The organism is Cellvibrio japonicus Ueda107 (assembly GCF_000019225.1).
In the GTDB taxonomy this organism is placed as follows: domain Bacteria; phylum Pseudomonadota; class Gammaproteobacteria; order Pseudomonadales; family Cellvibrionaceae; genus Cellvibrio; species Cellvibrio japonicus.
Map to the genome: position 1 here is coordinate 4,382,711 of NC_010995.1, position 16,271 is coordinate 4,398,981.

Below are 16,271 nucleotides of genomic sequence, written 5' to 3' on the forward strand. Positions count from 1 at the left end.
TCAGTCCATTTCCAGCATAAAGGTCACAGGCCCATCGTTTACCAGGCTAACCTGCATGTCGGCGGCAAAGATTCCGGTAGCAACCTTGGCATGGCGGCTGCGCAGCTGCGTAACGAAATAATCATAGAGCTGCTGCGCCTGCGCCGGTGGCGCAGCCGAGGAAAAACTGGGGCGCAGGCCTTTTTTGGTATCCGCCGCCAGGGTGAATTGCGACACCACCAGGATGCCGCCATCCACCTGCTGCAGGTTGCAATTCATCCTGTTGTCGGCATCGGCAAAGAGGCGGTAGGCGAGCAATTTGTCGATCAGCTTATCAGCACTTGCCTCAGTGTCGGTTTTCTGGATACCGAGCAACAACAGCATGCCCTGATCAATTTCACCCACCACTTGCTGATCAACCTCCACCGAGGCGCGCCTGACGCGCTGGATCAAACCTAACATCAGGCAGTCTGGTCGCCGTTGTCTTTGCGCAGGCGCCTGGCCATGTCATCGGTTGCGCGGATAAGCGCATCCACAATCCCCGGTTCGCGCGAGGCATGGCCCGCCTCACGGATAATCTGCAATTCCGAATCCGGCCATGACTTGTGCAGGGCATAGGCGTTATCGAGCGGACAGATCACATCGTAACGGCCATGCACAATCACACCGGGAATACCGGCGAGGCGATGGGCATTGTTAATAATCTGGTTGGCTTCCAGGAAGCTGTCATTCACGAAGTAATGGGCTTCGATACGCGCCAGTGACAGGGCGCGATGGGGCTCGGTGAAAGAATCCACCAGGTCCTGGCAGGGTTTCAGGGTCGCGGTGCGGCCCTCCCAGCAGGACCAGGCCTTGGCGGCAGCCATTTGCTGGATCTGGTTTTCCCCGATCAGTTGGCGGTGATAGGCATTGAGCAGATTGCCGCGCTCTTCCTCGGGAATCTGCTGCACAAAACTGTCCCAGTAATCGGGGAAGAGCCGGCTGGCGCCGTCCTGGTAAAACCAGTGAATATCTTCGCGGCGGCACAGGAAGATACCGCGCAGGATCAAACCCAACACGCGCTCGGGATAGGTCTCGGCATACACCAGGCTCAGCGTCGATCCCCAGGAGCCGCCGAACAATACCCACTTGTCGATACCCAGGTGTTCGCGGATGGTTTCCATATCCTCCACCAGCTTTTGGGTGGTGTTGCTCTCCAGCGATGCATGGGGGCGCGAGCGACCGGCACCGCGCTGGTCAAACAGGACGATGCGGTATACCTCGGGATCAAAGAAACGGCGGTCGTATTTGCCACAGCCGGCACCTGGCCCGCCGTGCACAAACAACACCGGAATACCCTGGGGATTTCCGGATTCATCAACGTAGAGTTCGTGGGGCGCTTCAACAGCAATCTGGTGACGTTGGTAGGGTTTTATCTCGGGGTAAAAAGTCTGCATAAACGCGCCTTGTTACAAAGAAAGGGCCTCGTGGGAGGACGTCCACTAAAGGTAGCACAGGGGGCCGGAGTGACGCCGTATTTTCGCCGAGCCGGCACCGATTGCAAGCGCAAACTGCCAAGTTGCGCAGGCAATTCCGCACAAACCCCGACTGCCAAACGGTGGCTAACCATAGGCTTGAGCAAGCCTCCTGACATAAACTGTCAGCAGCGGCCTATACCTTGTGCACCTCACCCCAGGGATTCCACCTATGCATCGCGCCGAACGCCTTTTCCAGCTCACCACCCTGCTGCGCAACCGCCGCACCGTGCTCACAGCCAGGCAGCTGAGCGAACACCTGCAGGTGTCGGAGCGCACTATCTATCGCGACATACAGTCGCTCAGCCTGTCCGGTGTACCCATTGAGGGCGAGGCCGGCGTGGGCTATCGCCTGTCCCACCGCTACCAATTGCCACCGCTGATGTTCGACCGCGAGGAAGTAGAAGCCCTGCTGCTGGGGGCGCGCATGGTGAGCGGCTGGGGCGATATGGATATGGCGCGCCATGCCAACCAGGCAATCCAGAAAATCCTGGCGGTACTGCCCGACCACCTGCGCCACAGCGATGAAACCCTGCCACTGCTGGTGCCCAACATGGAGGAGGTGCAGCGCTATTACACCGCCCACAGCCAAACCATCCGCGCGGCAATCCGCATCCACCAGCGCCTGCGCATTGACTACATTCGCGCCGACGAGGAGCGCTCCAGCCGGGTGATTGAGCCCCTGGGGCTGATCTTCTGGGGCAAGGTGTGGACCCTGGTAGCCTGGTGCCAATTGCGCGAGGACTACCGCACCTTCCGCCTCGACCGTATCCAGTCCCTGGACATGACCGGTGAAACCTTCGCTACCCACGAACAGAAAAGCCTGAAACACTTCCTGCACATCATGAAAGCAAGGCATGAGCAGGATTGTGACAAGGCCCCATCCAACCCACAGGAACCGCTATGAGTAGATTATCGGCACCACATGACACGCCAACCCGCTGCAGCTGGTGCGGTGATGACCCGCTCTATGTTGCCTACCACGATAAAGAGTGGGGCGTTCCGCTCCACGACGAGCAAAAACTGTTTGAATTCCTGCTACTCGAAGGTGTCCAGGCCGGATTGTCCTGGATTACCGTACTGCGCAAGCGCGAAGCCTATCGCATTGCCTTCGATAACTTTGATCCGGAAAAGATTGCGCGCTATACCCCGGCAAAAGTCGAAAAACTGATGCAAAACCAAGGCATTATTCGCAATCGCCTGAAAATCGAGAGCGCGATCCATAACGCCAAGGTCTATCTGGCCATGAAGAAAAATGGCGAGAGCCTCAATGAGTTTTTGTGGAGCTTTGTCGATGGCAAACCAATTCAAAATAAACTGCGCGGGATACAGGACGCTGTAGCCACTACGCCGGAATCCGACGCCATGAGCAAGGCCCTGAAAAAGAAAGGCTTCAAGTTTGTCGGCAGTACGATTTGCTACGCCCTGATGCAAGCAGCCGGGATGGTTAATGACCATTTTATTACCTGCTTCCGCTACCGGGCCTGTGCCGACCTCGCCAGCGGGGACAAACGCAAAACCCGCACAGCGCGTTAACACTCCTTGAATTGCCCGCACCGGACGCCCTTGCTACCCTGCGGCAAATTCCCTTAAGGAGACTCTCCCATGAGACTGCGCTCACTGGCACTTGCCCTTTGCCTGCTCGGCAGCACCCCCCTGGCGCTGGCGGCCGATACCAAAGTCGTGAATACACAAACCGGTAAACTACAGGTTAAAACCATCGCCCAGGGTTTGAAAAATCCCTGGGGCCTGGCCTTCCTGCCCGATGGCCGCATGCTGGTGACCGAGCGCCCCGGCACCATGCGCATCGTCAGCGCCGATGGCAAGCTGGGTGCACCGCTGAATGGTGTCCCCGATGTAGTAGCCCGCGGACAGGGCGGGCTACTCGATGTGGTACTGGCCCCGGATTTTGCGACCAGCAACAAGATCTATTTCAGCTATTCCGAACCCGCCGATAAAAGCAAAGGCGAAAAGGGCAATAGCACGGCGGTCAGTGTTGCCACCCTGAAAGGCAATGCCCTGGAAAACGTCACCCGGGTGTTCAGCCAAAAACCCAAGGTCGACAGCAGCGCGCACTTTGGCTCGCGCCTGGTGTGGGCACCTGATGGCACCCTGTTTATTACCCTGGGTGATCGCTACAGCGAAAAAGACAAGGCGCAAACCCTGGATAACCACCAGGGCAAAGTCGTGCGCATTAATGCCGACGGCACAGTACCCGCCGATAATCCCTTTGTGAAAACCCCCGGAGCCCTACCCGAAATCTGGTCCTACGGCCATCGCAACGTACAGGGTGCCGCTATCCATCCGCAAACCCAGAAGCTCTGGACCGGTGAGCATGGCCCACAGGGCGGCGATGAATTGAATATTGATGAGGCCGGCAAAAACTACGGCTGGCCGGTGATCACCTACGGTGAAAACTACGGCGGCGGAAAAATCGGGGAGGGCACCCATAAAGCAGGCATGGAACAGCCCACCTACAAATGGGTTCCCTCCATCGCGACTGTCGGATTTATTTTCTACACCGGCGATAAATTTCCGCAGTGGCAAAACAATATCCTGCTCACCAGCCTGCGCGAGCAGACCTTTGTACGTTTGCAATTGGATGGCGACAAGGTCGTTAAGGAAGAGCGCCTGTTGAAAAAAGAAGTGGGTGAGCGCCTGCGCCATGTTGTACAGGGACCTGATGGACTGGTCTACCTGATCAGCGACGAGAGCAACGGCAAGATTTACCAGTTATCCCCGCTTTAAGTGACTCCCTTTTTATTTGTGTATGGAACCCTGCGTCGCGCCTGTCATACAGGTGCGCACCAGCGCTATTTACAGGGGGCGCAGTTTATCGGCGGGGCGCGTGTGCGCGGACAGCTCTTTCACATCCGTTATTATCCCGGCCTTGTGCTCAGCGAGGAGGCGGGGTGGGTGACAGGCGAGGTCTATGCCTTGACCGGTGAGCAGCACTTACAGGCGCTGGATGCCTATGAAGAATGCAGTAATCCACCGCACCCCGATGATGAATATCGACGCGCGCAGATCGACGTTCAATTAGACACTGGCGCTATAAAAACGGTATGGACTTATGTATATGCCCAATCTACCCGGCATCTCATCGCCATCAACAGTGGTGATTTTTTAAGCGCGAACTGATACCGCACTTTCTTCAACCTCCACAACACCTACCCATAACAAATCCGCTTATACTTACGCCACTCTTGCCAGGGAAGATCACTTTCCCTTACCCCGTTTGCCCCATCTCAGGATGCACCCATGGCGTTATTCCGTGCCCGCAATTACGACATAGAACCCCTGTTTCATGCCACTGACAAGCCCAGGGCTAAAATCGGTGTGTTGCTTGCTAACCTGGGCACCCCCGATGAGCCGACTACACCCGCCCTGCGTCGCTACCTGGCGGAATTTTTATCCGACCCGCGGGTTATCGAAGTTCCACGCCTGCTCTGGTGGTTCATTCTGCACGGGGTTATTTTGCGCGTCCGTCCACGCAAGTCTGCCACCGCCTATCGCAGTGTCTGGACCAGTGAAGGCTCTCCCTTGCTCGCTATCAGCAAACAGCAACAAATCGCTATCCAGCAACAGCTAGGGGACGGCTATAGCGTCAAGCTGGGCATGCGCTACGGCAAGCCCGCTATCGCCACCGCCCTGCGCGAGTTGCAACACGAAGGGGTGCGCCAGATCATTGTGCTGCCGCTGTATCCGCAATATGCAAGTCCCACCACAGGTTCCACCTTTGATGCGGTTGCTGCCGAATTAAAAACCTGGCGCTGGGTACCGGAATTGCACTTCATCAATCATTATTGTGATGATCCTGGCTATATCGCCACACTGAGCAGCTCAGTGCGCGAACATATCGAGCGCGAAGGTAAGCCGCAAAAAATTATTTTTTCCTACCACGGCATGCCCAAGCGGTATTTATTGGCGGGCGACCCTTATTTCTGCCTGTGCCAAAAAACCACACGCCTGGTGCAGGAACACCTGGGTCTGGATAAGAACGATTGCATCACCAGTTTCCAATCGCGCTTCGGGCGTGAAGAGTGGCTGAAACCCTATACTGATGTCACCTTGCAACAGCTACCTGCCGAAGGCATCAAGGATGTGGCGATTCTTTCACCGGCCTTTAGTGCAGACTGTTTGGAAACCCTGGAAGAATTGGCGGTAGAAAACCGCGAAGCGTTTTTGCACGCCGGCGGTGAGAAATATCACTATATCCCTGCATTAAATGACCGTGCGGACCACATCGCAATCCTGGCAGAAAAAATTCGCTCAGTAGCACTCAGCACTTCCTGATTCAGCTACAAGTCAGTTTCCTGTACTAAGCTCTTTCATCAAGGCGTCATGATTCCAGGCTTAATCTGGCGCCATCCTCCCGCATTTAACTCATGACCTCAGATCACACACAAAAGGAATCACTTATGAAAACGTTTCTTCAATCCTCCCTGCTCATGCTCGCCTGCGCCATTCCCGCGACCAGTTTTGCCGGCTCTGATTCAGGCTTTTATATTGGCGGCAGTGTCGGCCAATCGTCCCTGGAAGCAGAATTTGATACCAATGCCAAATTAAATGAAGACGATACCGCTTACAAAATTGTCGCGGGTTACAACTTTGGTGTGTTGCCGCTGCTGGATCTGGGTGTTGAAGTGGATTACCGCGACTTTGGTAAATTCAAAGGCAGCGAAGCCATTGGCAGTGCCGATATAGTTGCCGTTGATCTCTTTGGTGTCGCCGGTTTGAATTTTGGCCCCTTTGGTGTTTTCGGCAAAATCGGTTATTCCGATGCAGACGTTGATGCTGTTGTTGAAAATATCAAGGCCAGCTCTTCCGAATCCAATATGGCCTATGGTATCGGCGCCAAATTCCAGCTGGGCTCGCTTGCCTTGCGCGCTGAATATGAAAAATTTGATATGGATGATGTCGATGACCTGTCCATGTTCTCGGTAGGTGCCACTATCACTTTTTAATCGGTTATCACGCTAAACAGAAAAGCAGCCCCGTGACAGGGCTGCTTTTTTATTAACATAAATCGCTCATTTTTATTGGGCGCTAAAAACCGCCAGCAACATTTGCACAGAGAGTGCAACCAACAACAGCGCAAAACCTTTTTTCAAGGTTGGTATCGGCAGGCGGTGTGCAAGGCGTGCGCCCAAAGGTGCCGTGATAAAACTGGCACATGCCATCACTAAAACCGCCGGCCAGTAAATATAACCCAGGGTGTAATCAGGCAAATCCGCAACACCCAAACCATTGATCCAATACCCTAAGGCTCCGGATGCAGCGATGGGCAGCCCCACCGCCGCAGAGGTGCCAATCGCCACAGGCAGGGCCAGGTTACACCACACTAAAAAAGGTACAGTGAGCGTCCCGCCGCCAATAGCGACCAATGCCGAAATAGCACCAATCGCAATACCCACCGCCACCAGCGGCAAATTGCCCGGCAATTGGCGCGCGGGCGATACCTGCAGGTTTCTGATCATCTGCCAGGCAACAAAAGCCATGAAGATGGAAAAGAAAACGGCCAGGAATTGCACCGATAAATAGGCCGCCAGAAAAGTGCCGGCAAAAGTACCAACCAATACTCCCGGCGTAATTCGCAGGACCACCGGCCACACTACCGCATTATGCTGATGGTGGGCACGCAAGCTGGCCAGGGCCGTCGGCACTATGGTCGCCATGGAGGTAGCCAGGGCCAGGTGTACCACATGATCGGCGGGAAACTGCTGCCGCAAGAACAAAAAGGTTAATACCGGAACCATTACACCACCGCCACCGATTCCGAACAAACCAGCGAATAACCCGGTAACAGCACCGAGGATCAACAGGGAAACAATTAAATAAATATCCATGGTTTTTTACAGCGCCAATGCTCTCGCTCAATGATACTCACATAAAAAAATCCCCATCGCTTTCACGTTGGGGATTTTTTATGGCCTGCCATCCCTGGCGGCCACCCTTCGGGACGCCGCTAACGCGGCGTTGAAAATATCTCCCGGAAATTCTTTATCCTTATCGCCACCACTTATTTATTGGCGCGTTTGCGCTCGTTTTCGGTGAGCAATTTTTTACGCAGGCGAATGCTTTGCGGAGTCACCTCTACCAGCTCATCGTCTTCAATAAATTCCAGCGCCTGTTCCAGGGTGTGACGGATCGGCGGAGACAGGGTCAGCGCATCGTCGGTACCGGAGGCACGCACGTTGGTTAATTGCTTGGCTTTGGTTGGGTTTACTACCAGGTCGTTGGAGCGCGAGTGAATGCCCACGATCTGGCCTTCATACACTTCCACACCTGCACCGAGGAACAAACGGCCGCGGTCTTGCAGCGGGTGCAAACCGTAAGCGAGGGTTTTACCTTTCACCATGGATACCAGCACGCCGTTTTGACGCTTGGCCACTTCACCTTCTTTTACCGGGCCGTAATGGTCAAAAATACTGGTCATAATGCCGGAGCCGGAAGTCATGGTGAGGAACTGGCCACGGAAACCGATCAAGCCGCGCGACGGGCAGAGGAATTCCAATTTGATACGGCCTTTGCCATCCGGTTGCATGTTGGTTAACTCGCCTTTGCGCAAGCCGAGTTCTTCCATCACCGAACCCTGGTGGTGCTCCTCAACGTCGATGACCACTTGTTCGAAGGGCTCGTGCACCACGCCATCCACAATTTTCTGTACCACTTCCGGGCGCGATACGCCCAGCTCGTAGCCTTCGCGGCGCATATTTTCAATCAGCACCGACAAGTGCAATTCACCGCGACCGGAGACGATAAATTTATCCGGTGAGTCGCCCTGTTGAACCCGCAATGCCACGTTGGCAATCAGCTCTTGCTCCAGGCGGTCCTTGATGTTGCGGCTGGTGACGTACTTACCTTCTTTACCGGCAAAGGGCGAATCGTTTACCTGGAAGGTCATGCTGACGGTGGGTTCGTCGATGGACAAGGGCGGCAGGGCTTCAATAGCCTCAGGGCTGCACAGGGTATCGGAGATACCCAGCTTGTCGACACCGGTAATACACACGATATCGCCCGCATAGGCCTTGTCGGTTTCGATGCGCTGCAAGCCGTGGTAACCCATCACCTGCAGTACCCTGGCTTTGCGGGTATTGCCTTCGTGGTCAACCACCACGACCTGCTGGTTGGGCGACAGGCTGCCGCGCGTGATACGGCCAATACCGATAACACCGACATAGCTGCTGTAATCCAGCGCCGAGATTTGCATCTGGAAAGGGCCATCCAGATCCACGGCGGGCGGCTTGACCTTATCGACAATCATCTGGAACAGCGGAGTCATGTCTTCGGCGATGTTGTCAGGATCAAGACCGGCAACACCGTTCAGGGCCGAGGCGTACACCACCGGGAAATCCAGTTGCTCTTCACTGGCACCAAGGCGGTCAAACAAATCAAACACCTGGTCAATCACCCATTCGGGGCGCGCACCGGGGCGGTCGATCTTGTTGATGACCACAATCGGGTTCAAGCCCTGCTCAAACGCCTTGGAGGTTACAAAGCGGGTTTGGGGCATGGGGCCACCAACGGCGTCCACAATCAGCAATACCGAATCCACCATGGAGAGCACGCGCTCCACTTCACCGCCGAAGTCGGCGTGGCCGGGGGTGTCTACGATATTAATACGGTAATCATTCCACTTGATGGCGGTGTTCTTGGCGAGGATGGTAATACCGCGCTCGCGCTCCTGGTCATTGCTGTCCATGATCAGGTCGCCGGTGTCATCGCGGCGGTCGAGGGTGCCGGACTGGCGCAGCAGCTGGTCAACCATGGAGGTTTTACCGTGGTCAACGTGGGCGATAATGGCGATATTGCGCAGTTTTTCGATAGCGGATTGGTCAGTCACTGTGGAGTTTCTCTTGGATATGCGCGCCTGGAAGGCAGGGAGGTGGCGTTAAAAAGGCGCGCATTATACCCATGTCGGTGTGGCACGGATATGACTACCGGGGAAAATCTGGCGTTTTTTTAGCCATTACCTAAAAGATGAGACCTTCGATGAACGCCGGCCTATGACACCAAAACACACCGATTACCTGCCGCTGACCGAGCCAATGCTATAGTTAGGGCTTTGCCGTAACCCCAAACCGGACTGCTTATGCCCGAGGCATCTCCCATCCTGCTGCGTCGTCCCCGTGCCCTGGCATTTCTTGTTCTGCTGATCTCCCTGAGCCTCAGTGCACTGGTTATCTGGAAACTGGAGGAAAACCAGCGGCTCGCCAGCCGCGCAGACATCGCCAATATCGTACAAAACCACAGTTTCCTGATTCGCGATAGCCTGGACCAGGCCCTTGCCCTCAACTATTCACTGGCTGCCATCATTCGCCTCAATCAGGGAGATACCCATTATTTCGAGGATTTTGCCCGCGAAATCCTGCCTTATTACAGCAGTGTCTCCCATTTAACCCTGTCGCCCCAGGGTGTAATTACCAAGGTATATCCCCTGCTGGGCAACGAGGCATCGATCGGTTTTAACCAGCTTGAAGACCTGGTGCAAAACCGTGAAGCCTTGCGCGCACGGGACTCCGGTAAGCTAACCCTGGCCGGCCCGATTGAACTCGTCCAGGGTGGATTGGGTGTTGTGGGCCGGTTGCCGGTATTCCTTGAGGACCAGGGTGGCCGCCATTTCTGGGGTTTTACCAATGTCACCATTCGCATCAACCGCCTGCTGGAAACCGCCAACCTGCCACAGCTGACCTCCCAGGGCATCGCCTACAAACTCTGGCGCATCCACCCGGATACCAATGTAGAAGAGGTCATCGCCAGCATGGATGCAAACGACCTGCACGACCCGGTTCAGCGCAACCTGCCCGTTCCCAACGGTATCTGGACCCTAAGCGCCAGTCCCATCAATGGCTGGATCGCCCCCTGGCGCCTGGCGTCTGAAACCTTGATGGCACTGTGCTTCAGCCTGTTACTGGGCTACCTGGCCTACCTGCTGGTGCAATTGCAACGACGCAAGCTCAGCCTGCAAACAGCCGTCAGCGAACAAACCCGCGAACTGGTCAACGCGCGCGCGCAACTGCAAGCCACACTGGACGCTATTCCCGATTTGCTGTTCGAAGTGGGTAGCGATGGCATCATCTATCAATTCCATACCCGCCGCCCTGAATTGCTGCTGGTTCCACCCGAGGCATTTATCGGCAAAGCCTTTAGTGAATTTATGCCCGATGAGGTTAACCAGGTCATCTGGTCAGCGATGGAAGAGGCCGATGCAACCGGCTTTTCCGAAGGCAAATACTATGCCTTGGAAATGCCCGGAGGCCGGCGGGATTTTGAGTTATCCGTCGCCAGTAAAGCGGGCAAGGAAAAAGGTATCCAGCGCTATGTCATGCTCAGCCGCGACATTACCGAACGCAAGGAAAACGAAGCGCGCATTAACAACCTGGCCTTTTTTGATCCGCTCACCCAGCTACCCAATCGCCGCTTGCTGCAGGATCGCCTGGAACACGCCATTGCCACAGGCCAGCGCCAAGCGGCCCTGGGCGCGCTGCTCTATATCGACCTCGACGATTTTAAAACCCTGAATGACAACCGCGGCCACCATGTCGGCGACCTGCTGTTAATTGCGGTAGCTGATCGCTTGCGTCACAGCTTGCGCCACGAGGATACCGTCGGTCGCCTCGGTGGCGACGAATTCCTGGTTATCCTTGAAGGGCTGTCGAATGATCGCGACCAGGCTGCACAACAGGTACAGCAAATTGCCGAGAAAATCCTCCAATCCCTCAACCAGGTCTATGTGTTGGATGAGCAGGAATATTTCAACTCACCCAGCATTGGTATTTGCCTCTTTGGCGATGATGATGCCGATATTGAAGACCTGCTCAAACGCGCCGACCAGGCCATGTACCACGCCAAGGCCGCCGGCCGAAACACCCTGCGCTTTTTCGATCCGCACATGCAAGCCAGTGCCGCACAACGCTTTGCCTTGCAAAATGAAATTCGCGAAGCGCTGCTGTTCAATCAATTCAAACTGTATTACCAACCCCAGGTAGATCGCACCGGACGCATCACCGGCGCCGAGGCGCTGATTCGCTGGCTGCACCCGGAGCGGGGCATGATATCGCCCATGGACTTTATCCCGATTGCAGAGGAATCCGGGCTCATACTGCCACTCGGCAACTGGATTCTGGACGCCGCCTGCCAGCAACTAATTCACTGGAAACAAAATCCACTCACCGCCGCACTCACCCTTTCAATTAATGTCAGTGCCCGCCAATTCCAGCAACCGGATTTTGTCACCCAGGTGTTGGCTGCCGTTACCCGTACCGGAGCCAATCCACACCAACTCACATTGGAACTCACCGAAAGTATCCTGGCCACCAACCAGCAGGACATCATTACTAAAATGGATGCACTCAAAAGCCATGGTATTAAATTTTCACTGGATGATTTCGGCACGGGTTACTCATCGCTGTCCTACCTCAAGCGACTCCCCATCAACGAACTCAAAATCGACAAGTCGTTCGTCAACGACATACTCACCGACCCCAACGACGCCGCCATTGCGCGTATGGTCATCCGCCTGGCGCAAAGCATGGAACTAAACGTCATTGCCGAAGGCGTGGAAACCCAACGGCAACGGGACTGGCTGGAACAGGAAGGGTGCCTGCATTACCAGGGGTATTACTTTGGTAAACCGGTTGGGGCGGAGGAATTTTTGCGCTAGCCAATGGCGCGTCAAGTATCCTTTTTAACCAAACCATGCTACATTTCCGCCGTTTGTTCGAACGCATCCACTTTTAATACCTCTACGGCACTAAACCAATCCAACAAGGAGGGCGCATGCCACACCTTTATAAGGGAATAGCCAGTATTGTGCTGTTCTTTAATTACCTATTATTTTCCCTGTCAACGAATGCAGCCCATCTGGCAACCCAGGCCCAAGACAACCTGGTTTACTTCCTCTTTTCATCCCCTAATAAGATTGTTCGCTATGACATGGCAAACAACTCCCCGTTGGATGACATTACGCTTGGCAAGCTGCCTTCTGCCTTTACGGTGGATGGTAATACCGCCTACGTTGCTTTTAACCGCGAATTACAAAAAGTAGATTTGACCAACGGATCAAGCAGCTTTTTTCGTAACCTGAGCAGTAACATTACCGAACTCGTGATCCTGGGTAATTTTATTTATGCCGCTGATGGCAACAACACCATCTACCAACTCAACAAGCATGATGGAACCCTGATTGAAACTACTAACTATAGCCAGCTCAAAGCTGGGTTAGTCGCATCATCTGTGCAGAATGCAATTTATGCACTCCCTTCGAACACAGGAAGTAGCTATTTCTACAAAACCAACGTTGATGCAGATGGAAAGCTATTAAACTCAACCCAATACAACAGTGCCTATAACTACCAGGCCATAACCAGGTTATTTCTTAACGCATCGCAAAATAAAATCTACGACTTGAATGGAGCGACCTATTTCGCAGCGGATCTTACCAGTATCAAGGGCTTGCCTGGCAATGCAACCGCCATGACATTCATTGGCGACAATCCGGTTCAATTGCGTGATAGCGCGTTATTTTATTATGACAAGTATCACCGTCCGCTAGGCTCCACTCCTGTTACACAAAGTGCAAACCACATTCAAGCTTACGCACAAGATATCTTCCTGTTTGATATAGGCTCAAACACTGTTTCCGCTACCAAGATTAGTACAGCGAACATCGCAATTCCCGATGCAGACTATGTTATAGACCCGAGCGAACTCGCTTATAAACCGGAAATTGTTCTGCACGATAACAATGACACTGTCTTTTTAATCGACCGCGAACATTTAAGCATTTTCCGCTGGTCCATAGCCCAACAAAAATATCTACCATCCTGGCAACTGTTAGATCCGCCAACCAAAGCTTCTTGGTCCGATTCAACCAACCGCCTGTATGTTGGCAATGTACGTGGAGTTATCGCCTATTTTTCTAACGATCAGCTGAGCAACACAGGCGCATTGTTTGCCAAGACTGAAGGGAGAATCCAGGGTCTAATCGCCGTAGGCAATTATGTGATTGCAAAGGCCCCCTTGGATTATGTTGAATACCACCATGTTTTTAATGCCAGTGGCACAAAAGTACATGATCAATATTATTGGACCTGGAACGAGTCTAATTACCTGTGGAACAGCACGCTAAACCGCCTGTACACCTATGTTGCCAATTATTCAGATATAACATGGTATAGCTTTGACCCTAATACCGGCATTATGGGCAGCAGTAATTATTCATACCCCAATACGGGAACTTTTCATTCATTGTCGCTCAGCAACAATGGCAGTTTGTTACTAACGAGTGGCGGCAATTTATTAGATGCGACTACCCTGGCACAGAGTGATTCCCTATCCAATTCTATTCAAGCTGGTATTTGGATTAATAATTTACCCATTACCATCAATCAAAACGGGGATAAATTACAATTCTGGAATAGTAACTTTTCCTTAAAAGAAGAATTTAACCTCGCAGCAAGTGCAGAACATACCCTGCTCAATCTTAATGATCGTTTGATACTGATAGAGCAAACTGTAAATGGCCCTCACATTCGCGATTTTGACATCAACAATATCACTGACCGAGATGGCGACCAGCACCATGATCTCATCGATAACTGCCCTGAGCTTGCCAACCCGGATCAGGAGGACTTTGATGGCGATAGATTGGGAGATGCCTGTGATCCTGATGATGATAATGATGGCATCAGTGATGAGCAGGAAGCTGCCCTGGGTTTAAACCCGCGTGATGCCAGCGATGCCGATCAGGATCTCGATAACGATGGTTATTCCAATCGCGCTGAAAGCCTGCTTGGCTCTAATTTGAATGACAGCCTTTCAATTCCTGTACTGACCAGTCAGTTGACTGTTGATTTTAGCCAGGACCTGCCCGGATATTTTTATACTCCCTCCAATGCCTTGCCCTGGTATATCAGTTCCAGCAACACATCCATTCAGCGCGTACTGCGCTCAGGCACTCTGCGCAACACGACAGAAACCAGCGAAGTCAATTTTATCCAGCGCTTTGACAAGGGATTTTTGACTATCACTCATCGTTACAATAGCAATCTATATTCAGGGAGCCTGTCGATATCAATCGACGGAGTGCAGACAAACCATTGGCATACCAACTACGTTGATGGTATCTGGCAATCGATCTCTCTGCCCATCGACGCCGGATTCCATATTATTAACCTCAAGTTTCAAGTGAACTATAGCGACGCTTTAATCCCGGATAATTACATCGAAATTGCCAGTGTGGCTTTTGAAGCAGATCAAGATGGTGACCAGATTCCCGATACCAGGGACAACTGTCCCAATCATTATAACCCCTGGCAAAATGACTCAGATAACGACGGCATTGGCGATGAATGCGACAAGGATCCCTATAACCAGGATACCGATGGTGATGGTTATGGCGATGCGCGCGATAACTGTCCCAATACCTACAACCCTGATCAGGCTGATATCGATCACGACGGTATTGGCGATGCGTGTGACGCCATCGACAATCGTCCCATCGATACCGATGGTGACGGTGTTTGGGATTTCATAGATAACTGTAAACTTATCCCCAATGCCAACCAGCTGGATACGGATTTTGATGGCTTGGGCGATGTGTGCGACCCGGATATCGATGGCGACGGTGTGCCTAATGAACTGGAATTGCAGTACAGCTTTATGGACCCTTACGATCCCAGTGATGCGGATCGCGATGAAGACGGTGATGGGGTACCTAATGGCTTTGAAATTCGCTCGGGATTCGCACCGGATAAAGCAGATACCCACCCCAATAATGCCCTGTTGGATTATTTTCCCCTCGGTAATATGGAGTACACCTTCCAAGGCGATTACAAGGTAACAATCAAGCCGGTTTCGGGCAGTAATCGCTACACGCTTGAAACCAATGACGGCTTTTCAGCTGAAATAGAAAGGACCTCAACCGGTATCTACTATCGCGCCAACAAGATAAATAACTACAACGAGATATACCGCTACGTGTATGACAACTACCTGGTCATGCCTGCCACAATGAAACTCGGCGAAATACGCAGACTCTCAACGTCAATCAAGGCTTACCAGGGAAACAGCCTGCAAGCACTTTATGAATACACCCATGAGTTCAGCTTGCAATTGATCGAGGTAGGCACCAAGCGCTGGAAGGGTAAGGACTATCCGGCAATCACCATGAAAGTTACTCATTATTACGATGTTGGCTATGTTGATCATCAAGAAATCATTTACCTTGAAGGCATAGGCAATGTAGGGGATAACCCCGCAAACCTGCTATCACACAAGGTCAATAAAATTGATAACCCAACATCATCTGCGGGTGGCGGTGGTGGTGGCGGCGGCAATATATCCCTGCATTTGTTGGCACTGATGCTGCTATTGCTTACCCCTTGCGGCCGGCGCAAACACTGATTTATCCGACTACCAAAAAAGGGGGCTCGCCCCCTTTTTTTATTGTCCGCCTACAAACATTGTCTGCATATGTTGTTGTTTTTATCCCGCCATCAAATCCATCTGTAATAAGGTGTAATTGCCCACACCACCCATGCTATGAATGATTGACCCCTCTGACAGGTTTTCTGTGGTTACGCACCGGCAAAAGTATTAACAGCTTGCACCGATTGAGTGATTTTTCGAAGCAAATGGCACCGACCTTGCTCCAAAAATGTTCAACCAGCAGCCATGTCGTCGCCTAAATCAACATAAAAAAAGGAAATGATAATTTCTTTTAAAAAAAAGCAGACGCCAATTTTTTTTGTGCTAACCTCATCACAATTCTGA

Annotated in this window: 12 protein-coding genes; 8 read left to right on the top strand and 4 right to left on the bottom strand. The window is 52.7% G+C overall.

From position 1 onward, the window contains the following. The gene (dtd, locus tag CJA_RS17625; RefSeq protein WP_012489229.1) at positions 1-441 is read right to left on the bottom strand and encodes a D-aminoacyl-tRNA deacylase; all 441 of its coding nucleotides are present in this window, start codon (positions 439-441) and stop codon (positions 1-3) included. Further along, positions 441-1,415: a prolyl aminopeptidase gene (gene pip / locus CJA_RS17630; protein WP_012489230.1), complete on the bottom strand. Its 975-nt coding sequence runs from the start codon at positions 1,413-1,415 to the stop codon at positions 441-443. Before pip ends, dtd begins: the two co-directional genes overlap by 1 nt. Positions 1,416-1,665: 250 nt before the next feature. On the opposite strand from pip, the gene CJA_RS17635 reads away from it, so the two are divergent. The 6 genes from CJA_RS17635 to CJA_RS17660 all read left to right on the top strand — a co-directional run bounded on the left by CJA_RS17635 (position 1,666) and on the right by CJA_RS17660 (position 6,460). Beyond that, positions 1,666-2,400: a helix-turn-helix transcriptional regulator gene (locus CJA_RS17635; protein ID WP_012489231.1), complete on the top strand. Its 735-nt coding sequence runs from the start codon at positions 1,666-1,668 to the stop codon at positions 2,398-2,400. After that, positions 2,397-3,029 (top strand): DNA-3-methyladenine glycosylase I, encoded by a 633-nt coding sequence (locus CJA_RS17640; RefSeq protein WP_012489232.1) that lies wholly within the window; start codon positions 2,397-2,399, stop codon positions 3,027-3,029. Before CJA_RS17635 ends, CJA_RS17640 begins: the two co-directional genes overlap by 4 nt. 69 nt (positions 3,030-3,098) lie before the next feature. Further along, the gene (locus tag CJA_RS17645; RefSeq protein WP_012489233.1) at positions 3,099-4,241 is read left to right on the top strand and encodes a PQQ-dependent sugar dehydrogenase; all 1,143 of its coding nucleotides are present in this window, start codon (positions 3,099-3,101) and stop codon (positions 4,239-4,241) included. Then, positions 4,242-4,634, top strand: coding sequence for a gamma-glutamylcyclotransferase family protein (locus CJA_RS17650; RefSeq protein ID WP_012489234.1), 393 nt, complete (start codon positions 4,242-4,244; stop codon positions 4,632-4,634). A gap of 120 nt (positions 4,635-4,754) precedes the next feature. Next, entirely contained in the window at positions 4,755-5,789 is a 1,035-nt protein-coding gene (gene hemH / locus CJA_RS17655) for a ferrochelatase (protein ID WP_012489235.1), read from the top strand. Positions 5,790-5,914: 125 nt separating this feature from the next. Continuing rightward, entirely contained in the window at positions 5,915-6,460 is a 546-nt protein-coding gene (locus CJA_RS17660; RefSeq protein WP_012489236.1) for an outer membrane beta-barrel protein, read from the top strand. 72 nt (positions 6,461-6,532) lie between these two features. Here CJA_RS17660 and CJA_RS17665 read toward each other — a convergent pair whose 3' ends face one another. Next, positions 6,533-7,342, bottom strand: coding sequence for a sulfite exporter TauE/SafE family protein (locus CJA_RS17665; protein ID WP_012489237.1), 810 nt, complete (start codon positions 7,340-7,342; stop codon positions 6,533-6,535). A 173-nt stretch (positions 7,343-7,515) separates the two neighbouring features. Next, a complete protein-coding gene (gene typA / locus CJA_RS17670; protein WP_012489238.1) occupies positions 7,516-9,339 on the bottom strand; it encodes a translational GTPase TypA in 1,824 nt (607 codons plus the stop codon). 249 nt (positions 9,340-9,588) lie between these two features. Here typA and CJA_RS17675 point away from each other — a divergent pair, with 249 nt between their 5' ends. Both CJA_RS17675 and CJA_RS19685 read left to right on the top strand, forming a co-directional pair. Beyond that, positions 9,589-12,159 carry a bifunctional diguanylate cyclase/phosphodiesterase gene (locus CJA_RS17675; protein ID WP_012489239.1) on the top strand — a complete coding sequence of 857 codons (2,571 nt, stop codon included), beginning with the start codon at positions 9,589-9,591 and terminating at the stop codon, positions 12,157-12,159. 116 nt (positions 12,160-12,275) lie between these two features. Next, entirely contained in the window at positions 12,276-15,902 is a 3,627-nt protein-coding gene (locus CJA_RS19685; RefSeq protein WP_012489240.1) for a YncE family protein, read from the top strand. Positions 15,903-16,271: the final 369 nt, after the last annotated feature.

Coding starts and splice junctions, on each gene's coding strand:
- pip (WP_012489230.1), bottom strand. CDS start 1,415: ATGCAGACTTTTTACCCCGAGATAAAACCCTACCAACGTCACCAGATT.
- CJA_RS17645 (WP_012489233.1), top strand. CDS start 3,099: ATGAGACTGCGCTCACTGGCACTTGCCCTTTGCCTGCTCGGCAGCACC.
- dtd (WP_012489229.1), bottom strand. CDS start 441: ATGTTAGGTTTGATCCAGCGCGTCAGGCGCGCCTCGGTGGAGGTTGAT.
- CJA_RS17635 (WP_012489231.1), top strand. CDS start 1,666: ATGCATCGCGCCGAACGCCTTTTCCAGCTCACCACCCTGCTGCGCAAC.
- hemH (WP_012489235.1), top strand. CDS start 4,755: ATGGCGTTATTCCGTGCCCGCAATTACGACATAGAACCCCTGTTTCAT.
- CJA_RS17675 (WP_012489239.1), top strand. CDS start 9,589: ATGCCCGAGGCATCTCCCATCCTGCTGCGTCGTCCCCGTGCCCTGGCA.
- CJA_RS17665 (WP_012489237.1), bottom strand. CDS start 7,342: ATGGATATTTATTTAATTGTTTCCCTGTTGATCCTCGGTGCTGTTACC.
- CJA_RS17640 (WP_012489232.1), top strand. CDS start 2,397: ATGAGTAGATTATCGGCACCACATGACACGCCAACCCGCTGCAGCTGG.
- CJA_RS17660 (WP_012489236.1), top strand. CDS start 5,915: ATGAAAACGTTTCTTCAATCCTCCCTGCTCATGCTCGCCTGCGCCATT.
- CJA_RS19685 (WP_012489240.1), top strand. CDS start 12,276: ATGCCACACCTTTATAAGGGAATAGCCAGTATTGTGCTGTTCTTTAAT.